A 24,740-nucleotide genomic window follows, 5' to 3' on the forward strand; every position below is an offset into this window, starting at 1 on the left:
AATAGAACACAATGGCGAATATTTTTGTATACAATAATTTCGACGCGATGAACCAATTCTGACGAAATGCCATTTTTAAAGGCTTCCCGACGAAAGCGCCGATCGCCGATGAAAATGGATTGACCAGAGTCGCCTGGCGTGAATACACTCTGGCGAAAAGCCATTTGTATACAATTACAAAATCAAAGAGGCACAAAACCATGAGCAAAATGAGAGCAATTGATGCAGCCGTTCTGGTGATGCGCCGCGAAGGTGTGGAAACCGCGTTTGGCATTCCGGGTGCAGCCATCAACCCCCTGTACTCGGCCCTGAAGAAAGTCGGCGGTATCGATCACGTCCTCGCTCGTCACGTTGAAGGCGCCTCGCACATGGCCGAGGGCTACACCCGCACCAAGGCCGGCAACATCGGCGTGTGCATCGGCACTTCCGGCCCTGCCGGCACCGACATGGTCACCGGCCTGTACAGTGCCTCGGCCGACTCCATCCCGATCCTGTGCATCACGGGCCAAGCGCCACGTGCGCGTATGCACAAGGAAGATTTCCAGGCCGTCGACATCACCAGCATCGTCAAGCCGGTGACCAAGTGGGCGACCACCGTTCTGGAGCCCGGCCAGGTGCCGTATGCGTTCCAGAAGGCGTTCTATGAAATGCGCTCCGGCCGCCCAGGCCCGGTGCTGATCGACCTGCCGTTCGACGTGCAGATGGCCGAGATCGAATTCGACATCGACGCCTACCAGCCGCTGCCCGTACAAAAGCCTGCGGCCAACCGCGTCCAGGTCGAGAAAGCCCTGGCCATGCTCGATACTGCCGAGCGTCCATTGCTGGTCGCCGGTGGCGGCATCATCAACGCCGATGCCTGCGACAAGCTGGTGGAGTTCGCCGAGCTGACCGGAATTCCAGTGATCCCGACCCTGATGGGTTGGGGCATCATCCCCGACGATCACCCGCTGATGGTGGGCATGGTCGGCCTGCAGACGTCGCACCGCTACGGCAACGCCACCATGCTCAAGTCCGACGTGGTGCTGGGCATCGGCAACCGTTGGGCCAACCGTCACACCGGCTCGGTTGACGTCTACACCGAAGGCCGTCGCTTCATTCACGTCGACATCGAGCCGACCCAGATCGGCCGGGTCTTCACCCCGGACCTGGGTATCGTTTCCGACGCGGGCGCCGCCCTCGACGTGTTCCTCGAAGTGGCCCGCGAGTGGAAAGCCGCCGGCAAGCTCAAGGACCGCAGCGCCTGGCTGGAAGATTGCCAACAGCGCAAATCGAGCCTGCAACGCAAGACCCATTTCGACAACGTGCCGGTCAAGCCACAGCGCGTTTACCAGGAAATGAACCAGGTCTTCGGCAAGGACACCTGCTATGTCAGCACCATCGGTCTGTCGCAGATCGCCGGCGCGCAGTTCCTTCACGTCTACAAGCCGCGTCACTGGATCAACTGCGGCCAGGCCGGCCCGCTGGGCTGGACCATCCCTGCCGCCCTCGGCGTGGTCAAGGCTGATCCGACCCGCAAGGTCGTGGCGCTGTCGGGCGACTATGACTTCCAGTTCATGATCGAAGAACTGGCAGTGGGCGCGCAGTTCAACCTGCCGTACATCCACGTGCTGGTGAACAACTCCTACCTGGGGCTGATCCGCCAGGCTCAGCGCGGCTTCGAGATGGATTACTGTGTGCAGCTGGCGTTCGAGAACGTCAACGCGCCGGAGCTCAACGGTTATGGCGTCGATCACGTCGCGGTGGTCGAAGGCCTGGGCTGCAAGGCTCTGCGCGTGACCGAGCCTGGCGAGATCGCCCCGGCCCTGCTCAAGGCGCAGAAACTGGCCGAAGAGTTCCGGGTACCGGTGGTGGTCGAGGTTATCCTCGAGCGCGTGACCAACATTTCCATGGGCACCGAAATCAACGCGGTCAACGAATTCGAAGACCTGGCGCTGGTCGGCAACGACGCGCCAACCGCGATTTCCCTGCTCGACTGATCGCTGCGAAGACCCTGATGCCGGGTGCACAGGGCCCCTTTTTGCAAGGAGACAACCATGCCACGTTTCGCCGCCAACCTGTCCATGCTGTTCACCGAGCAGGACTTCCTCGCCCGCTTCAAGGCTGCTGCCGACGCTGGTTTCAGCGGTGTCGAGTACCTGTTCCCGTACGATTTCAGCTCGGCTGAAATCAAGCAGCAGCTCGATGCCCACGGCCTGACCCAGGTGCTGTTCAACCTGCCGGCCGGCGACTGGGCCAAGGGTGATCGCGGCATCGCCTGCGACCCGGCCCGCGTTGCAGAATTCCGCGCCGGTGTCGATCTTGCCATCGCCTACGCCCAGGTACTGGGCAACACCCAGGTCAACTGCCTGGCCGGCATCCGCCCGCAAGGCCCGGACTGCGCCACGGTGCGCAAGACCTTCGTCGACAACCTCAAGTTTGCCGCCGACAAGCTGCAGGCCGCCGGGATCAAGCTGGTCATGGAAATGATCAACACCCGCGACATCCCCGGCTTCTACCTGAACACCACCCAACAGGCGCTGGAGATCCAGGCGGAAGTGGCCAGCAGCAACCTGTACCTGCAATACGACATCTACCACATGCAGATCATGGAAGGGGACCTGGCCCGTACTGTGGAAAGCAACCTGGCCAAGATCAACCACATCCAGCTGGCCGACAACCCGGGCCGCCACGAGCCAGGCACCGGCGAGATCAACTATCGCTTCCTCTTCGAACACCTGGACCGCATCGGCTACCAGGGCTGGGTGGGCTGTGAATACAAGCCGCTGACCACCACCGAAGCGGGCCTTGGCTGGCTGAAGAGCCATAACGCGATTTAAGGATTACCTGTAGGAGCGGGCTTGCCCCGCGATAGCGGCGGTAGGGCCACTATCGAATCGCGGGGCAAGCCCGCTCCTACAGTGCCCTGCATTCAACAATTACAAGAGGCATTTCTCATGGCTAAAATCGGATTTATCGGCACCGGCATCATGGGCCGGCCAATGGCGCAGAACCTGCAAAAAGCCGGGCACAGCCTGTTTATCTCCACCCACCACGATGCCGCGCCTGCCGACCTGGTCGCCGCTGGCGCCGTGGCCCTGGCCAACCCGAAAGAAGTGGCCCAGGAAGCTGAATTCATCATCGTCATGGTGCCCGACACCCCACAGGTGGAGTCGGTGCTGTTCGGCGACAACGGCGTGGCTCAGGGCGTGGGCCCGAACAAGGTGGTGATCGACATGAGCTCGATCTCGCCGACCGCCACCAAAGCCTTCGCCGAGAGGATCAAGGCCACCGGCGCGACCTACCTCGACGCCCCGGTTTCCGGCGGTGAAGTCGGTGCCAAGGCCGCGACCCTGAGCATCATGGTCGGCGGTTGCCCGAACGCCTTCGAACGCGCCCTGCCGCTGTTCCAGGTCATGGGCAAGAACATCACCCGCGTCGGCGGCAGCGGCGACGGCCAGACCGCCAAGGTCGCCAACCAGATCATCGTTGCCCTGAACATCCAGGCCGTGGCCGAAGCGCTGCTGTTCGCGGCCAAGAACGGTGCGGACCCTGCCAAGGTGCGTGAAGCACTGATGGGCGGTTTCGCCTCTTCGAAGATTCTCGAAGTACACGGCGAGCGCATGATCAAGGGCACCTTCGATCCGGGCTTCCGTATCAGCCTGCACCAGAAGGACCTGAACCTGGCCCTGCAAGGCGCCAAGGAACTGAACATCAACCTGCCCAACACCGCCAACGCCCAGCAAGTGTTCAGCACCTGCGCCGCGATCGGCGGCGCCAACTGGGACCACTCGGCATTGATCAAGGGCCTGGAACACATGGCCAACTTCTCGATCCGCGACGACAAATAAGACCCCGGGCAACACCGCCCCTGGGTCAGCCTGCACGGAGGCAGGCCCAGGGGCGTTTTTGATTCTGAAGAACAATAAGATTGGAGCCTGCCATGTCGGTCGATCCGCAACACTTTCTGCGCGAGCTGTTCGCCACGGCCATCGATGCCGCGCATCCCCGCCAGGTCCTTGAAGCCCACCTGCCCAGCGACCGCAGCGGTCGCGTTATCGTCATCGGTGCCGGCAAGGCTGCCGCCGCCATGGCCGAAGTCGTCGAGCGTGCCTGGAAGGGCCCGGTGTCCGGCCTGGTGGTCACCCGCTACGGCCACGGCGCCAGCTGCTCGAAGATCGAAGTGGTCGAAGCCGCCCACCCGGTCCCGGATGCCGCCGGCCTGGCCGTGGCCAAACGGGTGCTGGAAATGGTCAGCAACCTCACGGCTGACGACCGGGTGATCTTCCTGCTCTCCGGTGGCGGTTCGGCGCTGCTGGCACTGCCCGCCGAAGGCCTGACCCTGGCCGACAAGCAACAGATCAACAAGGCCCTGCTCAAATCCGGCGCGACCATCGGCGAGATGAACTGCGTGCGCAAGCACCTCTCGGCGATCAAGGGCGGGCGCCTGGCCAAGGCCTGCTGGCCGGCCACCGTTTACACCTATGCGATTTCCGATGTACCCGGGGACCTGGCCACAGTGATCGCCTCCGGCCCGACCGTGGCCGACCCGAGCACCTCGGCCGAGGCCCTGGCGATCCTCAAGCGCTACAACATCGAAGCGCCCGCGGCGGTCACCGCCTGGCTGAACAACCCGGCGTCCGAGACCGTCAAGGCCGATGACCCGGCCCTGGCCCGCAGCCACTTCCAGCTCATCGCCCGCCCCCAGCAGTCGCTCGAAGCCGCCGCAGTCAAAGCCCGCCAGGCCGGTTTCAGCCCGCTGATCCTCGGCGACCTGGAAGGCGAATCGCGCGAAGTGGCCAAGGTCCATGCCGGCATCGCCCGGCAGATCGTCCTGCACGGTCAACCGCTGTCGCCGCCTTGCGTGATCCTCTCCGGTGGCGAGACCACCGTGACCGTGCGCGGCAATGGCCGTGGCGGGCGCAATGCCGAGTTTCTGCTGAGCCTGACCGAAAGCCTCAAGGGCCTGCCCGGGGTCTATGCCCTGGCTGGTGACACCGACGGTATCGACGGCTCCGAAGACAACGCCGGCGCCCTGATGACCCCGGACAGCTACGCCCGCGCCGCGGCATTGGGCCTGTCGGCCAGCGATGAACTGGACAACAACAACGGCTACGGCTACTTCGCCGCGCTCGATGCCTTGATCGTCACCGAGCCGACGCGGACCAACGTCAACGATTTTCGCGCCATCCTGATTCTCGAGAGTGCCCGACATGACGCCTGATAAGAAAGTCAAAATCCTTGCCACCCTCGGCCCTGCGATCAAGGGCATCGATGACATCCGCCAGCTGGTCGAGGCCGGGGTGAACATCTTTCGCCTGAACTTCAGCCACGGCGAACATGAAGACCACGCCCTGCGCTACCAGTGGATCCGCGAGGTGGAGAGCCAGCTCAACTACCCGCTGGGCATCCTCATGGACCTGCAAGGGCCCAAGCTGCGCGTTGGCCGCTTTGCCGAGGGCAAGGTCCAGTTGCAACGCGGCCAGGCCCTGCGCCTGGACCTGGACAGCACCCCGGGCACTGCCTCGCGGGTCAACCTGCCGCACCCGGAAATCATCGCCGCGCTGGAGCCGGGCATGGACCTGCTGCTCGATGACGGCAAGCTGCGCCTGCGGGTGACCGCCAAGCACAGCGACGCCATCGAGACCGAAGTGCTCAACGGCGGCGAGCTGTCCGACCGCAAGGGCGTCAACGTGCCGCAAGCGGTACTGGAGCTGAGCCCGCTGACCGCCAAGGACCGCCGCGACCTGAGCTTCGGTCTGGAGCTGGGCGTGGACTGGGTGGCGCTGTCGTTCGTCCAGCGCCCGGAAGACATCGTCGAAGCGCGCCAGCTGATCGGTGACCGCGCCTACCTGATGGCCAAGATCGAGAAACCTTCGGCGGTGACCCAGTTGCGCGCCATCGCCGAGCTCAGCGACGCGATCATGGTCGCCCGTGGCGACTTGGGCGTGGAAGTGCCGGCCGAAAGCGTGCCGCAGATCCAGAAAAGCATCATCAACACCTGCCGCGAACTGGGTAAACCGGTGGTGGTGGCTACGCAGATGCTCGAATCGATGCGCTTCTCCCCGGCCCCGACCCGCGCCGAAGTCACCGACGTGGCCAACGCCGTGGCCGAAGGCGCCGATGCGGTGATGCTCTCGGCCGAGACCGCCTCGGGTGACTACCCACTGGAAGCGGTGCAGATGATGAGCAAGATCATCCGCCAGGTGGAGAATGGCCCGGACTACCAGGCGCAGCTCGACGTCGGCCGGCCGAAAGCCGAAGCCACCGTGTCGGACGCCATCAGCTGCGCAATCCGCCGCATCAGCGGCATCCTGCCGGTGGCGGTGCTGGTCAACTACAGCGAGTCGGGGGCTTCGACCCTGCGCGCCGCCCGCGAGCGGCCACGGGCACCGATCCTCAACCTGACCCCCAACCTGTCCACCGCCCGGCGCCTGAGCGTTGCCTGGGGTGTGCACTCGGTGGTCAACGATCGTCTGCGCCAGGTCGACGAAATCTGCTCCACCGCGCTGGAAATCGCCCAGGCCCAAGGCATGGCCAGCCGTGGCGATACCCTGTTGATCACTGCCGGTGTGCCTTTTGGCAAGCCAGGGTCGACTAACACGCTGCGGATCGAGACCTTGATCTGAAGGTGAGGCCTATCGCGGGTCAAGCCCGCTCCTACAGGCCTGTGGGAGCGGGCTTGACCCGCGATGAGTGCAACACAAACCCCAGGTGGGACAACCCGGCCCAAAGAGGCGCCCCACTCCACATCAACCCAGACTGCCCCCATGTACACCAAGAATTTCGTCAACCCGTGCCCCGACTGGGCCACGGCCTTGCTCAACGGCTTCAGCCAGGTGCTGCTGCAGCGCAATCCGCTGTGTGGCCTGTGCTGCTTGCTGGCGATTACCCTGACCGCGCCCGACCTGGTCGGTGGCGCCTTGCTCGGTGCCCTCGCCGGGCTGCTGACCGCCCAGCGACGCGGCTACAACCGCAGCGACCGCCAGGCCGGCCTGTACAGCTACAACGGCGTGCTGATCGGCCTGTTGATCAGCTATGCCCTGCCCTGGTCGGCGATCCTGCCGCCCCTGATCATCGCCGCCGGCGGCCTGAGCAGCATGCTCGTGCACCAGTGGCTCAAGCGCGCCGGGCCCCGGCAACTGCTGCCCGCCTACACGGCGCCGTTCGTCTTGCTCGGCTGGGCTGCGCTGGCCATGGCCGAACCCGCCAGCGCCGCCAGCACCAGCGTCGAGGCCAACCCGCTGTTCGCCCTGGCGCGCGGTCTCGGGCAGATCTTCTTGCTCGACCAGCCCCTGGCCGGAGGGCTGATCGCCATCGGCCTGCTGATTTCCAATCGCTACGCAGCAGTCTGGGCCCTGCTCGGCTCGGCCATCGGCGGCAGCGTGGCGTTGCTCGGTGGCGACGCCATGGCGGCCTATAACGGCCTGTTCGGCTTCAACGCTGCCCTTGCCGCCCTGGCCTTCAGCCAAGAGCGCCAGCGGCCCTGGTTGCCGCTGCTGGCCATCGTCCTGGCGATTGCCCTGCAACCGGCGTTCAGCCTGCTGCCGGTGCCCGCTCTGACCGCGCCGTTCATCCTCGCCTGCTGGCTGCTGCACGGCGGCGGCCGCCTGCTGCACCTGCCCACGTCCCACAGCCGGCGTCGCTTGCACAGCTGAGGTGCAGCCCCTAGGCTCTGCCCATCTGCCTTCGGAACGAGCCTATGGACACCCCTTCGAGCTGGCGCGAGCGGCTCTACGTCATCGTTTTTCAAACCGACACGGTCGCCGGCCGGCGCTTCGACAGCATCCTGCTGCTGATCATCCTTGCCAGCCTGGTCACGGTGATCCTCGACAGCATCGACGAGGTGCACCAGCGCTATGCCGGGGTGCTGGCGGCCATCGAATGGGGGTTTACCGCGATCTTCCTGGTCGAGTACCTGATCCGCCTGTACTGCTCGCCCAAGCCCTTGCGCTACGCCTTCAGTTTTTATGGCCTGGTCGACCTGCTGGCGATCGTGCCGGGGATCATCGCCCTGTACTACAGCGACGCCCAGTACCTGCTGATCATCCGCGTCATCCGTATGCTGCGGATCTTTCGCGTGCTCAAGCTCAGCCCGTACCTCAAGCAGGCCCATTACCTGCTCGCGGCCCTGCGCGGCAGCAAGCAGAAGATCATCGTGTTCTTGCTCAGCGTCTCGACCCTGGTCACCGTGTTCGGCACCCTGATGTACGTGGTCGAGGGCCCCGAGCATGGCTTTACCAGCATCCCCAAGGGCATCTACTGGGCCATCGTCACCCTGACCACCGTCGGCTTTGGCGACATCGTGCCCAAGACCCCGCTGGGCCAGGTGCTGTCATCGATGGTGATGATCACCGGTTACTCGATCATCGCCGTGCCCACCGGGATTTTCACTGCGGAGCTTGCCAACGCCATGCGCGGCGAACAACTGCAGCACGACTGCCCGGTGTGCCGGAAAAACAGCCATGAGCACGGCGCCGCGTTCTGCTCGCGCTGCGGCAATGCGCTGTTCAAGAAAACGCTATAAGCAAAGCACTTTTTAATCTTTTAGCGCCTAAAGCCCAACCGCTATAGTCGCTGGCATAATGCCTTTAACGCCAACTCGAACAAGGAATGCGCAGTGAAAAAACTCTTCAGTGCCTCGCTTCTGGCCGCCGGCCTCGCCTTCGGCTCCCTGGCCCAGGCCGCTCCGGCACCGTTGCTGAACGTCTCCTATGACGTGATGCGCGACTTCTACAAGGACTACAACGCCGCGTTCCAAAAGCACTGGGAAGCCGAGCACAAAGAGAAAATCACCGTGCAGATGTCCTTCGGTGGCTCCAGCAAGCAGGCCCGTTCGGTGATCGATGGCCTGCCGGCCGACGTCATCACCATGAACATGGCCACCGACATCAATGCCCTGGCCGACAACGGCAAACTGGTCCCGGATAACTGGGTCACGCGCCTGCCGAACAACAGCGCGCCGTTCACCTCGGCCACCGTATTCATCGTCCGCAAGGGCAACCCCAAGGCCCTGAAAGACTGGCCCGACCTGCTCAAGGACGGCGTCCAGGTCATCGTGCCGAACCCGAAAACCTCCGGCAACGGCCGCTACACCTACCTCTCGGCCTGGGGCTATGTGCTGAAGAACGGTGGTGACGAGAACAAGGCCAAGGACTTTGTCGGCAAGCTGTTCAAGCAGGCACCGGTGCTCGATACCGGTGGCCGCGCCGCCACCACTACCTTCATGACCAACCAGATCGGCGACGTGCTGGTGACCTTCGAGAACGAAGCCGAGATGATCGCCCGCGAGTTCGGTCGCGATCAGTTCGAAGTGATCTACCCAAGCGTTTCCGCCGAGGCCGAGCCGCCGGTGAGCGTGGTCGACAAGGTGGTCGACAAGAAAGGCAGCCGCGCCACCGCCGAGGCCTACCTGAAGTACCTGTGGTCGCCAGAGGCTCAGGAAATCGCTGCCAACAACTACCTGCGTCCGCGTGATGCAACGGTACTGGCCAAGTACACCGACCGCTTCCCGAAAGTCGACTTCCTCTCGGTGGAGAAGACCTTCGGTGACTGGCGCACCGTGCAGAAAACCCACTTCAACGATGGCGGGGTTTTCGACCAGATCTATACCGGGCAGTAAGGGCCTCATCGCCGGGCAAGCCCGCTCCTACTGAATGTGTAGGGGCGGGCTTGCCCCGCGATTGCTTCGCGCAATACAACCCGCCGCCGCAGAAAGTCACCGAACAACAGGCCTGATTCGGCTTTAACGCCTGCGGGCATCGGTGCTAAAGTCGCGGCCATGAACCGCACCCCCTCCGACCGCCCGCTGATTGCCTGGACCTTGTACTTCTGTGTCCTGTTCAATCTGTTCGCCTGCGGTTTCGGTCACGGGCAGATGATGGGCTTGCAGCTCAATGGGATTGGCGGCGGCTATTGCTCAGCCATGGGCAGCGCCGGGCCGACACTGAAAAGCGATTTCGGCGATCAGGCAGTAGCCGGCTGGGACAGTATGCAGACCTGCCCGGTGTGCGCCGCGGCCGTGGTGTGCCTGGGCCTTGCGCTGGTTATCGGCTGGCTGCTGGCGGTCAGCCGTGTACGCCGCTATCACCGCGAACTGCGCAGCAAGGCACCGCCGCGTTATTGCTGGCCCGCCGCCAATCCCCGCGCCTCCCCGCTTCTGGCTTGAACCTCCTGGCAGCTCCCCGGGCTGCCTGAAACCGGCCGTTTTTTGCTGCGCCTGCCTGACAGGCGCAGGCGGCCGTTGGCTCAATTTCCAGAGTGTGATTCATGCCCTACTCCTATCGCCTGTCCGGTTGCGCGGCACTGCTGTGCGCGCTGTCCTTCAATGCTGTGGCCGAGGCGCCGCTGACCCTGCCTGACCTGCGCATCAACGGCCGCGCCGACGCCGAAGACGGCGTGCTGCTCGACACCCCTTCGCAAACCGGCTCGCGCCTTGGCCTGACGCCACGGGAAACCCCGGCTTCGGTGAACATCGTCAACCGCCAGCAGATCCAGCAGCGCGGCGCCCAGACCACCCAGGACGTGCTCAACGGCGTGCCCGGCATGACCGCTGCCTCGCCGCCCGGCTCGGCAGGCTCGGTGGCGTACCGGGGTTTTTCCGGGGCGCAGATCACCCAACTGTTCAACGGTATCAGCGTGCAGTACGACTCCATCGCCGCGCGCCCGGTGGACAGCTGGATCTATGACCGGGTCGAAGCCGTCGGCGGGCCGTCGAGCTTCCTCTTCGGTGCCGGTGCCGTCGGCGGCTCGATCAACTACATCACCAAGCTGGCCAGTCGTGACGAGAACTTCAAAGAAGGGCGGATCACGTACGGCTCCTACGACAGCAGCGAAACCTCGTTCGGTTTCAACCATGCGCTCAACGACGGCGACGGCATCCGCAACTATGCGCGCCTGGATTTCAGCCACAGTAAAAGCAACGGCTATGTCGATCGCGAAGAGCGCGATGCCTGGACCGTGGCGTTCTCCCTGCTCACCGACATCAACGACCGGTTGTCCCACACCCTGGCCGTTGAGTATCAGAACGAAACGGTCGACAGCCCCTATTGGGGCAGCCCGGTGCTCAACCCGCTGGGTGGCGAAATGAAGGTCGACGAGAGCCGCCGCTTCGAGAACTACAACGTCGAGGACGGCCGCTACGAACAGCGCGTGCGCTGGCTGCGCTCGATCACCGACTACCGTATCAACGACACCACCTCGCTGCGCAACACGCTCTACCACTACAACACCGAGCGTAACTTCCGTAACCTCGAAACCTACGCCTACAACGCCGACAACAGCCGGGTAAACCGCTCCAACGCGCTGCTGCAACGCCACGACCAGGAGCTCAACGGCAACCGCTTCGAGCTACTGCACGAGGGCCAGTTGTTCGGCTTGAACAGCCAATGGTCGGCGGGCCTGGACTACAGCCACAACGTGCAGATGAGCTACCCGCGCTCGATCACCGGCATTTTCGACAGCGTCGACCCGGCCACCTTCGAACCCGGGCATTTCTATGATCTGAACGGCATGGTCCCGGGCTATCAGAAGAACCGCGAGAACACCGTCGACACCTGGGCGGCGTTCGTCGAAAACCGTCTGCAACTGACTGAGCGCCTGTCGCTGCTCACTGGTTTGCGCTACGACCATATCGACCTCGATGTGCATAACTACCGTACGGTCGATGCCAACAACCCGCTGGACTTCCAGCGCAGCTACGAGCCCACCACCGGGCGCATCGGCCTGGTCTACGAGCTGACCCCGGCGGCCAACGTCTACGTGCAGTACAGCACCGCCGCCGACCCGCCCTCGGGCATGCTCAGCACCGCCAGCTTTGCCTCGGTACGCGACTTCGACCTGAGCACCGGCAAGCAACTGGAAGTGGGCAGCAAGTTCAGCTTCCTCGACGGTCGTGGCGCCGCCACCGTCGCCGCTTACCACATCGAGCGCAAGAACCTGGCCACCGCCGATGCCGCCAACCCCAGCGTCACCCAGCCGGTGGGCAAGCAGTCTTCGCGCGGGGTCGAGGTGGCCGCCTCGCTGCACGTCACCCCGAAGCTGCTGGCCGAGGGTAACTTTGCCTATGTCGACGCCCAGTACGATGAGTTCAACGAGAACGTCGGCGGTCGCTCGATCTCGCGCAAGGGCAACACGCCGACCAACATCCCCGAGCGGGTTGCCAACCTGTGGCTGACCTACGACATCGACCCGAGCTGGCAAGTCGGTGCCGACAGCCGCTATGTATCTTCGGTGTATGCCGATGCAGCCAACACCCGCTACGCGCCGGCGTACACGATCTTCGGCGCCTTCCTCGGCTACAAGGTCGATGACGACACGCGCATCACCGCCCGGGTACGCAACCTGACCGACGAGGTGTACGCCCGTTGGACCTCCTCGAGCATGCTCTACCTCGGTGCCCCGCGCACCCTGGAGCTGGCCGTGCAGACGCGCTTCTAGGACGCCACCGATGAAACGTTACCTGTACCTGTGGCACCGCTGGCTGGGCATCGGGCTGTGCCTGTTCATGGCCCTGTGGTTCTTCTCGGGGATGGTCATGCTCTATGTCGGCTACCCCAAGTTGACCCCGCGCGAGCACTTCGCCCATCTGCCAGCACTGCGCCTGACAGACTGCTGCGTCGACCTCGGTACTGCCCTGCGCAGTGCCGATGCCGAACGCAGCCCCGCGAGCATCCGCCTGAGCATGGTGGCCGCTGAGCCGCGCTACCTGTTCAGCTATCCGGGCCGCGCCAGCGTGGCGGTGGATGCCCGCACTGGCCAGCGCCTGCAACCGATCGAGCGCGAACAGGCCCTGGCCAGTGCTCGTCAGTACGACGCCGTGGCCACGGCCAGCTATCGCGGCGCAGTGTTTGAGGACCTGTGGAGCCACTCTCGCGCCCTCGACGCCGAGCGCCCGTTGCAGCGGGTACAGCTCGACGATGGCGAGCGCACCCTGCTGTACATCTCCGGGCACACCGGCGAAGTGGTGCGCGATGCCAGCGCCGTGGAACGCGGCTGGAACCTGGTCGGCGCCTGGCTGCACTGGCTGTACCCGTTGCGTGGCATCGGCCTGGACGGCCTGTGGAGCAACCTGGTGATCTACCTGTCGCTGGCCGGCACGCTGATGGCAGTGCTCGGCGCAGTGATCGGCATCCTCCGTTGGCGCCTGCGCAAGCCCTATCGCAGTGGCTCGCGCTCGCCCTACCGTGGGTTTGCCCGTTGGCACCATATCGGCGGCTTGCTGTTCGGCGTGCTGGCGATCACCTGGATCTTCAGCGGCCTGATGTCGATGAACCCGTGGCGGCTGTTCAGCAGTTCAGTGCCACTGAACGTTGCGGCGTATCAAGGCGGGCCGTTGTCGGCGGCGGCTTTTCCGGTGTCTGCCAGTGAAGCGCTGATGCGCTTTGACCAACAGGGCTTCACCGCGCGTGAACTTGAGTGGCGCTTGATCGCTGGTGCGGGGTACCTGGTCGGTCATGACGGCGCCGGGCGCACCCGGGTGCTGTCGATGGCCGACGGCCAGGTGCTCGAGCGCCTGCCCAGGGAGCTGCTCGAGCATGCAGCGCAAGCGTTGCTGCCACAGGACCAGATGCACAGCGAGCAGCTAGAAGCCTACGACTTCTACTACTACGCCAGGGCCGAACAGAGCATGCTCGGGCACCTGGAAAAACGCTTGCCGGTGTTGCGCGTGCGCTTTGCCGACCCGCAGCAGACCTGGCTGCATCTGGACCTGTACACCGGCGAGGTGCTGGGCGTGCTCGACCAGCCCCGGCGCGTGTCGCGCTGGTTGTTCTCGTTGCTGCACAGTTGGGACTGGCTGCCGTTGTTGCAACAGCGGCCGTTGTGGGATGCCTGGATGATCGCCTTCAGCCTGGGCGGGTTGGTGCTGAGTGTCAGTGGTGTGGTGCTGGGCTGGAGGCGATTAGCCAAGTAGGAACGGGCTTGGCCCGCGATGCGCGGTGGCTTTACAGAATGCTATCGCGGGGCAAGCCCGCTCCTACACAAGGTCCCTGAACACCAACGCCTTGAGCCCGCCCGCCGGATCGCTATCGGGGAACTCCGGCGGGTTGGCCAGGCGTTCGACGAAGGTCAGCCCCGGCGCTTCTGCGGCCATGCCGTCGACGAGGAAGTCCGGGCCGATGGCCGGATCGTTGACGCAGGCCAGCACCGTGCCGCCGTCGCTCAACAGTTCCGACAGGCGCCGCAAGATCTTGCGGTAATCCTGGGTCAGGACGAAGCTGCCTTTCTGGAAGGTCGGCGGGTCGATGATGATCAGGTCATAGGGCCCGGACTTGCGCACCTTGCCCCACGACTTGAACAGCTCATGGCCAAGAAAACTCACCTTGCCCAGGTCATGGCCGTTATGCCGATGGTTGTCGCGCCCACGGCTCAACGCCGAACGCGCCATGTCCAGGTTCACCACCTGCTCGGCACCGCCGGCAATCGCCGCCAGCGAGAACCCGCAGGTGTAGGCGAACAGGTTGAGCACGCGCTTGCCCGCCGCCTGCTCACGCACCCAGCGCCGGCCATAGCGCATGTCGAGGAACAGCCCGGTGTTCTGCTTAAGGCCCAGGTCCAGCTGGTAGCGCAGGCCGTCCTCATCGATCAGCCAGTGCTCGCTGGGCGTGCCCAGCAGCCACTGCCCGGGGCTGTCCGGCAGGTAGCGATGCTGGAGCAGAATCGCCTGGCCGCTCCAGCATGGCGCCTGGGCAAGCGTCAGGAGCATCTGCTCCAGGGCCGGCAACTGGCCCTCGGGCGGCTCACGAAACAGCGACACCAGCAGCACGCCCTGCAACCAGTCCACGGTGATCTGCTCAAGCCCCGGCCAGCAGCGCCCGCGCCCGTGAAACAGGCGGCGGGTTTCGGCCGGCGCCGGGTCAAGGGCGGCGAGCAGGTGCTGCTGGAGGGTGTCGATCACAGAGGTCATGGGCAGTTTCAATCGGGTAAAGCCGCCTATTCTACCCTGCCCCGCCGGTGACAGCAGGCCGTTCGGCCATTGATGAACAAGATGGGTGAGTGTGGCCGGTTTTTGTCGCTTTTTTTGCCCGCCGCCGTTGCCGATAGTGCCCGCACCTTCACTCGCGGATCTTTGCCATGTCTACCCTGAAAATCGAATTCTTCCACGATGTCGTCTGCGCCTGGTGCTTTGTCCTGGCCCCGCGCCTAAAACAGTTGCAAGCCGAGTTCGAGCTGGATATCCAGCACCGCAGTTTCATCCTGCAAAGCAGCCGCGAGGCGATGATCCAGCGCTTTGGCTCGATGCCCCAGGCCAAGGAAACCATCCTTGATCACTGGCAGGCCTGCGCCCGCGCCGAGGACGAAAAACGCATCAACATCCCGGGCATGCGCGAGCAAGACTTCGAATACCCCAACGGCCTGCTCGCCGCCACTGCCTGCCAGGCAGCCCATGCGCTGGCTGGCAATGCCGGTCACGAACGGATGTTCGACCGCCTGCAGTGGGCGCACCTGGTCAAGAACCGCAACATCGGTGACAAGGCCACTGTGCTGGCAATCGCCGCAGAGGCCGGCTTCGATCCACAGGCCTTCGCCCACAGCTTGCAGCACGATGCGCCTGCGTTGCTGGAGCGGGATCTGCGCCAGGGTCGCGAACTGGGCTTGCGCTCGGTGCCCTCGCTGGTGATCGCCAAGCGCTTTCGCTTGTCTGAATGCCTGACCCTGGAGCAGTTGCGCCAGGTGCTCAGCGACATCCGCGACAACCTGGACAAGACCGAGGCGATTTTGTCTTAAGGTACGCAGCGGCTATTGCAGCGCTGGCACAGCTCCCCCAGCACCTGCACCAGCAGCTGCACGTCGGGGCTGTGCCGCAGCGCTTGCGGGTAGCCAATGTACAGCGGCACTTCCCGCTGGCGTTGATGCTGCAGCGCCACGCGGCGCAAACGCCCGGCAGCCAGCGATTCATTGATCGCATGCTCGGGCAGCCAGGCAAAGCCCATCCCGCGTTCGACCAGGGTGCAGGCCGCCGCCAGGCTGCTGACCGTCCAGCGCTGGGAGGTGCCGAGCCAGCCGCTGTTCTGCGGATGGCGGGTGCCCGAGTCACGAATCACCACCTGCCGATGCGGCTGCAAATCCGCAAGGCCCAGCTCGCCCTGGCTGCCGGCCAGCGGGTGATCGGCGCCGACCACGCAGACCAGTTTTACGGTCAGCAGCAATTCTTGCAGGTAACCAGCGGGCAGGCTGCTGGCAATTCCCAGTTCGACCTTGCCGTCTTCCAGCAGCTCGCCCGCACCAGACAATGCGGTTTCATACAGGCGAATACGATAGTCCGCGAAAGTTGCCGAATACCCCTGCAAAGCCTCTTGCAACAGCTCGAGCGGGAACAGCACATCGACCGCCAGCGCCAGCTCGTTGAACAACCCCGGCTGGTACTGATTGGCCAATTGTTCAAGCTTTTGCGCCGCGCCGAGCAAATGCTTGGCCTGGGGCAGCAACGCCTGGCCCAAGGGGGTTAAAACCGCCTTGCGACCCTCGATGATGAACAGCTCATGGCCGAGCAGCACCTCCATGCGATTGACCGAATGACTGACCGCCGACTGGGACTTGAACAAATGCTCGGCAGCCTGCAAAAAGCCGCCGCACTCGACCGTGGCGACAAATGCACGCCACTGCTCGAGGCTGATTTTGGAAAACATGCCTACCTCCCTGTATGCGCGTTCAACGTTGCGCGGCCACCAGGCACAGCATGGGCCGTTCCTGCTCTTCGGCCAATGCCGGACAGGCCTGGATCTGTTCAGCGCTCGGCCCCCACTCCTGCACATGGGCCAGGGTGAAGCCGGCGCCTACCAGCTGATTGAGCAAGGTGCCCAGGGTGCGGTGATACTTGATCACGCCATCGGGCGCAAGGCCGCGTGCACGTTGGCGAACAGACGCGGCAGATCGTCGATGTAATGCAGGGTCAGGGAGCTGTAGGCAAGATCGAAGGCGGCCTTGGGCAATTCCAGGGTGTCGAGGTCTGCGCGCGAGCGCCCCAGCTGGCTGTAGCCATGGAAAAAGTCCGGATTGTCGTCGATGTTCTGGGCCATCGGCGCGGTCCTTCATAAGCAGTCATAAGCATCTACACTAGCATTCCACCCCTGCACTGGAGAACGATCATGAGCGAGACCCCGTCCATTGTCCTGGTCCATGGTTTCTGGGGCGGCGCCGCCCACTGGAGCCGGGTTATCCTCGAACTGTCACGCTTGGGCCACCGTAACCTGCATGCGGTGGAAATGCCCCTGACCTCCCTGGCCGACGATGCCGAACGCACACGCAAGATGGTCGCCTCGATTACGGGCAAGGTGCTGCTGGTCGGGCACTCCTACGGCGGCGCGGTGATTACCCAGATGGGCAACCAGGCCAATGTCGCGGGCCTGGTCTACATTGCCGCCTTTGCCCCCGAAAATGGCGAAAGCCCAGGCAGCATCACTGCCAACCACCCGCCTGAAGCGGCAGCCAACCTGCAGCCGGATGGCGATGGCTACCTGTGGATCAAACCCGAGAAAATGCATGAAAGCTTTTGCCAGGACCTGAGCAAGGACGAAGGGCTGGTCATGAGCGTGACCCAGAAGGCGCCGCTGGCCAGCACCTTCGGCGACACCATCGGCGACCCTGCGTGGCAACACAAACCCACCTGGTACCAGCTCTCGAGCCACGACCGGATGATCCACCCGGACAACCAGAAACTCATGGCTGAACGCATGCAGCCCAAGGAGTTGCTCACGCTGGACGCCAGCCATGCCTCACTGGCCTCCAGGGCCGCCGAAGTGGCAGCCCTGATCGACCGTGCGGCGGTCAGTCTGGCTTGACCGCCGGAGCCTTGAGCGCGGGCTTGAACCACCAGCCTTGCTGCATACCGGCCGCGGCCAGCAGGATCGCGGCCACCCCCAGCCATTGCAGCGGCTCCAGGCGATGGCCAAAGGCGAACCAGTCGACGAAGATCGCCGCGATCGGGTAGATGAACGACAGCGCCCCGGTCAAGGCGGTCGGCAGCTTCTGGATCGCGCCGTACAACAGCACGTACATCACCCCGGTGTGGACGATGCCCAAGGTCACCAGGCTGGCCAGCGCACCCACGTCGCCTGGCAGGCCACTGGTATTGACCCAGGGCGCCAGCAGGAGGATGCCGGTACACACCTGGATCAAGGCGATCAGGTGCGGCGGGGTGCCACTCAGGCGCTTGATGATCAGCGCCGCCAGCGCATACAGAAACGCCGCGCCCAGGGCCAGGGCAATGCCCAGCAGGTAGTCGTTGCCGCTGCCGCCCTGGCTGCCATGGGCGCTGACGATCGCGAGCATCCCGACAAAGGAAACCGCCAGCCAGAACAGCTTCGGCACGGTGATTTTCTCGCCGAGAAACAGTGCCGCCAGGCCCACCAGCATGAACGGCTGGACGTTGTATACCGCCGTGCCGATGGCAATCGAGGCACGCGAGTAGGAGGCGAACAGCAACACCCAGTTGCCGACGATGGCCACACCACTGAACACCGCCAGGGCGAAGGTGGTCAGGGTCAGGAGATTGGGCTTGAGAAAACCCATGGCCAGGCAAATCAGCAGCAAGGTGCCGGCGCCGAACACGCAGCGCCAGAACACCACATCCAGCACCGGTTGCCCGGACACCAGCACGAACCAGCCAATGGTCCCGGAAATCAACATCGCGGCGACCATCTCGAACGACCCACGGCGTATTGAACTGTCCATCACTCACCTCCTTGACGATGGGCAAATTATGACAAGGGCCTCAGGGTCCGTTCCAGTGGATAAAACAGGCTAGACTGAACCTCTACCTTTACTATCAAGGCAGATTTGGTTTTTTGCCTAACGAGGCCAATATGACCGACGACATCGACCAGCTGTTGATCAAGGCGCTGATGGAAGACTCGCGACGCTCGCTTAAAGCGCTGGCACAGCTCAGCGGCCTGTCATCCCCCAGCGTCAGTGAACGCCTGCGCCGGCTTGAAGAGCGTGGCGTACTCACGGGCTACACGGTGGAGATCGACCCGCGCTGTTTCGGTTACCAGTTGCAGGCGATCGTGCGGGTGCGGCCGCTGCCGGGGCAGTTGCAGGAGGTGGAGCGGCAGATCATGGCCATCCCCGAGTTCACCGAGTGCGACAAGGTCACCGGCGACGACTGTTTTATCGCGCGCCTGCACGTGCGCTCGATGGAACAGCTCGACACCGTGCTGGACAAGCTCAACAGCCATGCCGAAACCAACACCGCGATCGTCAAGAAGACCCCGGTGAAACGACGCTTGCCGCCGATGGCCTGAAGCTGTATGCACTCGATCCTGTGCTGACCGCACTGGCCTCATCGCCGGCAAGGCCGGCTCCCACAGTGGAGTTGTGTGTACCCTGCAGGGCCGGCGGCGTTACTGCACCGGCTCACTCGACGGCCTGGCAATCAAGCCCTTCAATTCACTGGTCATCGGAAACTCCAGGTTAAGGCCATTAGGCGGGATCGGCTGCTGGAACCAGCGATTGTAGATGCCCTCGATGCGCCCGCTGCGATAGACATCCGCCAGCGCCTCGTTGACCAGCGCCAGCAAGCCCTCATCGCCCTTGCGCACCATGCAGCTGTAGATCTCCTTCGATTGCGCCTCGCCCACCACCACCCAGTCATGGGGGTTGCGCGCCTTGGCCCGCTCGCCGTACAGCAGCGCATCATCCATGTAGAACGCCGCCGCGCGCCCGGACTGCAGCATCATGAAGGCCTCGCCATGGTCCTTGGCGCTGATCACCGAGGCCCCTAGGTTGTGCTCCAGGTTGTAGTTTTTCAGGTACTTCTCGTTGGTGGTGCCGGCGGTGCTGACCACGTTCTTGCCCTTGAGGTCATCAAGGCCCTGAATGCCGCTGTCCTTTTTGGTCAGCAACTGGCCTTTGACGAAGATAAAGCCATACGAGAAATCCACCTGTTTCTGCCGCTCGGCCGTGACCCCGGTGGTACCGCACTCCAGATCGACCGTACCGTTCTGTACCAGCGGGATACGCGTCTGCGAGGTCACCAGGTTGTAGCGCACCTTGAGCGGTGGCACTGCCAGCCTTGCCTGCAGGTGCTTGACGATTTCAGCCGCCAGGTCGACCGAATAGCCCATGGGCTTGCCGCTATGATCGCCCACATAAGAAAACGGAATGGACGAGTCGCGATAGCCGAGGGTGATGCTGCCGGATTCGGCGATCTTCTTCAGGCTGCCGGTGAGCGGCGGCGTTTCGGCCAGAATGGGCTGCGCAAAGCACAATGACAGGGCAAGCAGAGCAGGACGGTGCAAACGGGTAATCGACATCGGGACACTCCTTGCGGTTGTTGTTCTTGTTCAGTTCAGGCCGCCCGTGGGGTAAGGCCGTGCAGGTCGATCGACGGCGTACGGCCGCCTATCAGTTCGGCCAGCAGCCGGCCACTGGCACAGGCCAGGGTAAAGCCCAGGGCGCCATGACCCAGGTTCAGCCACAGATTGCGGTACGCCGTGGCACCGAGCAACGGCACGCCACTGGGGGTTGCCGGACGCATCCCGGCCCACTCGCGGGCATGTTGGTAGTCGGCGGCCTCGGGCAAGGTCGCCACGGCCAACTGGCGCATGCTGGCCAGCCGCGCTGGATCGAGCGCTTCATCAAAGCCGACGATATCGACCATGGCGGCGATGCGCAGTTGGTCTTCAAGGCGGGCATAGACGATCTTGCGGTCATAGTCGGTGATGCTCACCTGGGGCGCCTGCTGCCCGGCCTTGATCGGCGCGGTCAGGCTGTAGCCTTTGAGGGGATAGATTGGCAGGTGCAACCCGGGCAGGCCGAGGCTGGCACTGCGGTGCCCGGCACACAGCACCAGGCGCTCCACCGGCAAGACCTGCTCACCCAGTTCCAGCGCCTGCACCACCGCGCCGCTGTAACGGATGCGCGTCACCGTCTGCCCGAGCCTCAAGCGGCATTGCCCCGACGCCTGCAAGCGCTCGACCAGGGCCAGGCAGAAGCGGTGACAATCGGCGACCTCCTCGTCGGCGGTAAACACCCCGCCGATGAAGGGGGCATTGGCCAAGGCCGGCTCCAGCGTGCCGATCTCTTGCCCATCAAGCACGCGCTGGCCTTGCGGGTCGAGCAGGTGCTGGCGGGCATGCGCGAAGCTTGCGCGGTTACGAAAGGTCACCAACTTGCCGTTACGCCGCCAGGCGAACCCATCCAGAGCGTCTTCCTCGCGCCATTGCGTCAACGTGCTCTGGCTGTGCAGGGCCAGGCGCAGCAGGTGTGCGGCATTGGCACGATTGACCGAACTGCGGCATGCGGCCATAAAGGCCCCCATCCAGCGCCATTGCGCCAGGTCCAGACGCGGGCGCAGTTTCAGTGGCGAGTCGCGGCGCAGCAGCCAGCCCAGCGCTTGCAACGGCACCCCGGCATCGGCCAGGGGTGCGACATAGCGATAAGACAACTGCCCGCCGTTGGCAAAGCTGGCGCCGCCGGCAAGGCTGTCACGTGCCTCGATCAGGTCGACGGCAAAGCCGTCACGCACCAGGGCGTAGGCCGTTGCCAGACCAATGACGCCGCCGCCGATCACCGTTACCCGCTGTGTCATGTGCTTTCATCCGCCAATCCGAAGGCCTTCAGACTAGGCCCGGTGACAGCCTGGCGATAATGAATAAAAATGGGTAAAACATAAACAAAGGTTATGGGCCGCCCCATGCGCTTGCGTCATATCGAAGTGTTCCAGGCCATCCGCCAGACCGGCTCCATCAGCGGCGCCGCACAGTTGCTGCACGTAACGCAGCCTGCGGTGTCGAAGATTCTCCAGCACGCCGAAGCGCAGCTGGGCTTCCCGCTGTTTTTGCGGGTGCGCGGCAAGTTGCAGATCACCCCGGAAGCCCTGGCGCTGGAACGTGAGGTCGACAAGGTCAGCGACAGCGTTGAGGGCGTTCGCCGCCTGGCCGCCAGCCTGCGCCGACAACCGGGCATGACCCTGCGTATCGGGGCAACGCCGGCCTTGGCCCTGGCGCTGTTCCCCCCGGTGATCAGCCAGTGGGCCGAGCGCCATCCACAGTCCGAGTGCGAACTGTCGAGCTTGCACAGCCGCGAGCTGGTGCAGCAGTTGCTGATGCGCGAGATCGACGTCGCCCTGACCTTGCGCCATCCCGAACATCCCGGCTTGAATGTGCAGCCCCTGGCCCATGGCATGCTGGTGGCACTGGCGCCAAAGGGCTATTGGTGCGAAGACCGCCAGGGCGTACCGCTGGCGGTTGAAGCCCTGGCCGATGCGCCGTTGATCGGCCTGAGCAGCAGCGACCCGCTGGCCGCCCAGGTCGGCCATTACCTGAAGAGCCTGGAGCCGGCACCGCGAATCAGCATCCGCGTACAAACCTATTCCCTGGCCCGGGCCATGGTCGAAGCCGGTGCAGGGCTGGCGTTGATCGATCCGTTTACCGCCCAGGGTTCGGCGCAAACGCTGGTGCGGCCGTTGAATCCCGCCCTGCCCATTACCCTGTATGCCTTGACCCGTGCCAACGAGAGCCAGCCGCATACCCTCGACGACCTGTTGCGGCTATTCAGCGAGCGGGCCCGTGAACAGATCGCCCGGGTCAGCCGCTAGCCATGCCTTGAAAAGCGCTGGCAAGCAGCCCATCCTTGCGCCCCTACCCTTGCAAGGATCGCAGCATGGTTCGCCTGTTCATTACCGTTGCCACGCTGCTGAGCAGCGCCGCCGTCCTGGCTGTGCCGCCCGTGCACGTCTATCAGGGCACCCAGGGCGACAGCGAAATCGAAGTCGCCCTGACCTACGACGCCCAGCACAAGACCATCGAGGGTTACTGGCTGGAACCACAGCACCAATGGCCGATCCCGCTTGAGCGCACGCCCTACGACCATCGCTTGCCGCTGCTGATCAACATCCTGAACAACCCTGACCTGCCCTCCGCCGCACTGCTGATTCAGCCTTTCGTCTTTACCCACGACCGCGAGCTGCGCGGTGCCCGGGTGAACCTGGTCAACCGCGAACGGCAAACCCTGCAGCTCAAACGTGTTACGCGTTTCAGCGACCGCCAGGATTCGTCCTGGCAGGGCCAATTGCTGCAACTGCCATTGGACGGGCGCCGGCTATTTCGCGTGCACGCGCACAAGGACGCAGGCGAGTACGTCGGCACTGTCGATAGCATCAGTATCATTGATCGCACCAGCGGCCAGACCGTGCAGGTCATCGACAACCTGGCGCTGTTCTTTCAAGGCAGTGCCAGCCTGAGTTTTGCCGACTTCAACGGCGATGGCGTGATTGATTTCAAGGCCACCCCGGTGGGCCAACTGGCCAGTGGTGGCGCTGCCGGCGAGGCCCTGCAGTACTACGTCTATCAACCGGCCAGCGATCGCTACGCGCTCAAGACTGAGCAGCAAGCCATGGAGCGCAACCGATGAGCACACTACGCAAGTGCCTGCTGGCCGTCGGGCTGCTCGGCCTGAGCCTCGGTGCCCAGGCTTACCAGTCGGTGTACCACGGCACCTTGGGCAAGCAAGCGATCACCCTGGTGATCGAGAAAACCAACGACTACAAGCACGGCTTCTACTTTTACGATCGCTATCGCACGCCGATCCGCCTCAAGCGCTCGGTGAACTACAGCCGCCAGTTGTTCATGGATGAACTGGACAGCGGCGGCTTGCCCACGGCTCGACTGAGGTTCTACAACCCCGATGACAACGCCGCCAGAGAGCCCATGCTCGGCACCTGGACGGCCTACGCCAATGCCAGGCAGTTGCCCCTGGAGTTGCGCCTGGTGGCTGATTTCGGTCATCAGCACGTCTGGCCTGCCGGCACCCCGTCATTACCCCAGGCGGCGTCCACCGAGCGCTTCTATTTCCAGATCCCGCTGGCTGACGACCACGACCGGGTGAAAACCATCGAGGTCATGGAAAAGGCCAGTGGCAAGCGGGTGCAAACCCTCGAGGTCGATCTGCCCGATTGCCACAGTCAGGGCATTGACACCCTCAAGGTGCGGCTCGAGGGCGGCAGCACCCAGGTGTTGCTGGAAGCCAGCAGCTATTGCCTGGGCAAGGTATTTGAGTGGCGCGAAGCCAAGGGGCAGTTCGAAGCACTGAACTGAGGATCAGCTCGGACAGGTGTGCTCGCCGTTGTTCAGGCCCTGCTTGTAGTTGCGGCTGAGCAGGCTGGCCTTGCCGTCGTGCCAGGTCAGGGTCAGCACATACATCGAGTCGAAATCGCCGCCGTCCCAGTCCTCGGTGATCACCCGTTTCTCCCCCAGCGCCTTGCCCGCCACGCTGTTGATCAGTTCCGGCAGGTAGCCGTGGGACCAGGCGGTGTAGACGGTGGCGTTGCGGTATTTGTCCTGCAGCAGCTCGTCGGCCAGCTCGCCGGTGTCATTGGCAGCGAAGTCGATATTGACCGGCAGGCCGAGCTTGATGGCGCTGGGGCTGATGGTCATCAGCGGGCGGATGTAACTGTAGGCGTCGTCCTTGCTGCCCTCTTCAACCTGCCGGGACGGGTTGGCGGCGAACACGTAGTCGGCCTTGCCGAATTTCTCTGGCAATAGCGTGGCCAGGTCCAGGGCGCGGTTGAGGCCCTGGCAATTGAGCTGCCCCAGGCCTTCGCCGGGTTTTTCGGCGTGACGCAGGAACACCAGGGTCTGTACACCGTCCACAGGTTCGGCGCGACTTTCCACCGCCTCGACGGCCAGCAGGCCGACACCGGCAAGCAGAGCAAGGGACAACGCAGCGTGACGGTGACGCGTGAACAAGGACGGCAACTTCATAGGGCTCTTCACAGCAAAAGGGTTGAGGCTGACCCGCCTGTGCCACCCCGCGGCCGAAGCCGC

General features: G+C 63.8%; 23 protein-coding genes and 1 pseudogene. 17 read left to right on the forward strand and 7 right to left on the reverse strand.

The annotated features are described in order from the left end of the window. The first annotated feature begins 200 nt into the window (after window positions 1-200). From gcl to NLX68_RS14605, 11 genes are all read left to right on the forward strand, one after another. Window positions 201-1,976, forward strand: coding sequence for a glyoxylate carboligase (gene gcl / locus NLX68_RS14555; protein WP_115088013.1), 1,776 nt, complete (start codon window positions 201-203; stop codon window positions 1,974-1,976). Window positions 1,977-2,033: 57 nt separating this feature from the next. After that, window positions 2,034-2,816: a hydroxypyruvate isomerase gene (hyi, locus tag NLX68_RS14560; protein ID WP_254284555.1), complete on the forward strand. Its 783-nt coding sequence runs from the start codon at window positions 2,034-2,036 to the stop codon at window positions 2,814-2,816. 117 nt (window positions 2,817-2,933) lie between these two features. Continuing rightward, a complete protein-coding gene (locus NLX68_RS14565; protein ID WP_254284556.1) occupies window positions 2,934-3,827 on the forward strand; it encodes a 2-hydroxy-3-oxopropionate reductase in 894 nt (297 codons plus the stop codon). Between the two features lie 92 nt (window positions 3,828-3,919). Continuing rightward, a complete protein-coding gene (locus NLX68_RS14570; protein ID WP_036994350.1) occupies window positions 3,920-5,200 on the forward strand; it encodes a glycerate kinase in 1,281 nt (426 codons plus the stop codon). Further along, window positions 5,190-6,605: a pyruvate kinase gene (pyk, locus tag NLX68_RS14575; RefSeq protein WP_010225100.1), complete on the forward strand. Its 1,416-nt coding sequence runs from the start codon at window positions 5,190-5,192 to the stop codon at window positions 6,603-6,605. Before NLX68_RS14570 ends, pyk begins: the two co-directional genes overlap by 11 nt. A 141-nt stretch (window positions 6,606-6,746) precedes the next feature. After that, complete coding sequence (locus NLX68_RS14580; RefSeq protein ID WP_254284557.1) at window positions 6,747-7,634, forward strand: urea transporter; 888 nt, start codon at window positions 6,747-6,749, stop codon at window positions 7,632-7,634. 44 nt (window positions 7,635-7,678) lie between these two features. Continuing rightward, window positions 7,679-8,503: an ion transporter gene (locus tag NLX68_RS14585; RefSeq protein ID WP_254284558.1), complete on the forward strand. Its 825-nt coding sequence runs from the start codon at window positions 7,679-7,681 to the stop codon at window positions 8,501-8,503. 93 nt (window positions 8,504-8,596) lie between these two features. Then, window positions 8,597-9,598: a sulfate ABC transporter substrate-binding protein gene (locus tag NLX68_RS14590; protein WP_254284559.1), complete on the forward strand. Its 1,002-nt coding sequence runs from the start codon at window positions 8,597-8,599 to the stop codon at window positions 9,596-9,598. A 159-nt stretch (window positions 9,599-9,757) separates the two neighbouring features. Continuing rightward, window positions 9,758-10,144 (forward strand): DUF2946 domain-containing protein, encoded by a 387-nt coding sequence (locus NLX68_RS14595; RefSeq protein WP_254284560.1) that lies wholly within the window; start codon window positions 9,758-9,760, stop codon window positions 10,142-10,144. 101 nt (window positions 10,145-10,245) lie between these two features. After that, the gene (locus tag NLX68_RS14600) at window positions 10,246-12,414 is read left to right on the forward strand and encodes a TonB-dependent siderophore receptor (protein ID WP_254284561.1); all 2,169 of its coding nucleotides are present in this window, start codon (window positions 10,246-10,248) and stop codon (window positions 12,412-12,414) included. 10 nt (window positions 12,415-12,424) lie between these two features. Then, window positions 12,425-13,888: a PepSY domain-containing protein gene (locus tag NLX68_RS14605; protein ID WP_254284562.1), complete on the forward strand. Its 1,464-nt coding sequence runs from the start codon at window positions 12,425-12,427 to the stop codon at window positions 13,886-13,888. Between the two features lie 63 nt (window positions 13,889-13,951). Here the strand turns inward: NLX68_RS14605 and NLX68_RS14610 are convergent, their stop codons facing one another. Further along, a complete protein-coding gene (locus tag NLX68_RS14610) occupies window positions 13,952-14,881 on the reverse strand; it encodes a class I SAM-dependent methyltransferase (RefSeq protein WP_254284563.1) in 930 nt (309 codons plus the stop codon). A gap of 167 nt (window positions 14,882-15,048) precedes the next feature. On the opposite strand from NLX68_RS14610, the gene NLX68_RS14615 reads away from it, so the two are divergent. Then, a complete protein-coding gene (locus tag NLX68_RS14615) occupies window positions 15,049-15,702 on the forward strand; it encodes a DsbA family protein (RefSeq protein ID WP_254284564.1) in 654 nt (217 codons plus the stop codon). Here NLX68_RS14615 and NLX68_RS14620 read toward each other — a convergent pair. Then, window positions 15,699-16,604, reverse strand: a complete 906-nt coding sequence (locus NLX68_RS14620; protein WP_254284565.1) for a LysR family transcriptional regulator — start codon at window positions 16,602-16,604, stop codon at window positions 15,699-15,701. The genes NLX68_RS14615 and NLX68_RS14620 overlap by 4 nt on opposite strands. A gap of 22 nt (window positions 16,605-16,626) precedes the next feature. Continuing rightward, window positions 16,627-16,994, reverse strand: a pseudogene (locus NLX68_RS14625) (methyltransferase domain-containing protein). 69 nt (window positions 16,995-17,063) lie between these two features. Between NLX68_RS14625 and NLX68_RS14630 the strand changes: the two are divergent. Beyond that, window positions 17,064-17,756, forward strand: coding sequence for an alpha/beta hydrolase (locus tag NLX68_RS14630; protein ID WP_254284566.1), 693 nt, complete (start codon window positions 17,064-17,066; stop codon window positions 17,754-17,756). On the opposite strand, the gene NLX68_RS14635 is transcribed toward NLX68_RS14630, so the two are convergent. After that, window positions 17,743-18,648, reverse strand: a complete 906-nt coding sequence (locus tag NLX68_RS14635; RefSeq protein ID WP_254284567.1) for a DMT family transporter — start codon at window positions 18,646-18,648, stop codon at window positions 17,743-17,745. The genes NLX68_RS14630 and NLX68_RS14635 overlap by 14 nt on opposite strands. 131 nt (window positions 18,649-18,779) lie before the next feature. On the opposite strand from NLX68_RS14635, the gene NLX68_RS14640 reads away from it, so the two are divergent. Beyond that, window positions 18,780-19,217: an Lrp/AsnC family transcriptional regulator gene (locus tag NLX68_RS14640; RefSeq protein WP_010225080.1), complete on the forward strand. Its 438-nt coding sequence runs from the start codon at window positions 18,780-18,782 to the stop codon at window positions 19,215-19,217. 99 nt (window positions 19,218-19,316) lie between these two features. Here NLX68_RS14640 and NLX68_RS14645 read toward each other — a convergent pair whose 3' ends face one another. Together NLX68_RS14645 and NLX68_RS14650 are read right to left on the reverse strand one after the other, a co-directional pair. Next, window positions 19,317-20,228 carry a transporter substrate-binding domain-containing protein gene (locus NLX68_RS14645; protein WP_254284568.1) on the reverse strand — a complete coding sequence of 304 codons (912 nt, stop codon included), beginning with the start codon at window positions 20,226-20,228 and terminating at the stop codon, window positions 19,317-19,319. 35 nt (window positions 20,229-20,263) lie between these two features. Beyond that, window positions 20,264-21,505: a D-amino acid dehydrogenase gene (locus NLX68_RS14650; RefSeq protein WP_254284569.1), complete on the reverse strand. Its 1,242-nt coding sequence runs from the start codon at window positions 21,503-21,505 to the stop codon at window positions 20,264-20,266. 105 nt (window positions 21,506-21,610) lie between these two features. Between NLX68_RS14650 and NLX68_RS14655 the strand changes: the two genes are divergently transcribed. The 3 genes from NLX68_RS14655 (at window position 21,611) to NLX68_RS14665 (ending at window position 24,011) form a co-directional block, all read left to right on the forward strand. After that, window positions 21,611-22,513, forward strand: coding sequence for a LysR family transcriptional regulator (locus NLX68_RS14655; RefSeq protein WP_254284570.1), 903 nt, complete (start codon window positions 21,611-21,613; stop codon window positions 22,511-22,513). Window positions 22,514-22,578: 65 nt separating this feature from the next. Beyond that, window positions 22,579-23,328 carry a hypothetical protein gene (locus NLX68_RS14660; protein ID WP_254284571.1) on the forward strand — a complete coding sequence of 250 codons (750 nt, stop codon included), beginning with the start codon at window positions 22,579-22,581 and terminating at the stop codon, window positions 23,326-23,328. Beyond that, on the forward strand, window positions 23,325-24,011 hold the full coding sequence (locus tag NLX68_RS14665) for a hypothetical protein (RefSeq protein WP_254284572.1): 687 nt from the start codon (window positions 23,325-23,327) through the stop codon (window positions 24,009-24,011). Before NLX68_RS14660 ends, NLX68_RS14665 begins: the two co-directional genes overlap by 4 nt. 3 nt (window positions 24,012-24,014) lie before the next feature. Here the strand turns inward: NLX68_RS14665 and NLX68_RS14670 are convergent, their stop codons facing one another. Continuing rightward, window positions 24,015-24,677 (reverse strand): histidine phosphatase family protein, encoded by a 663-nt coding sequence (locus NLX68_RS14670; RefSeq protein WP_254284573.1) that lies wholly within the window; start codon window positions 24,675-24,677, stop codon window positions 24,015-24,017. Window positions 24,678-24,740: the final 63 nt, after the last annotated feature.

Source organism: Pseudomonas sp. SBB6 (assembly GCF_024213215.1).
In the GTDB taxonomy this organism is placed as follows: Bacteria; Pseudomonadota; Gammaproteobacteria; order Pseudomonadales; family Pseudomonadaceae; genus Aquipseudomonas; species Aquipseudomonas donghuensis.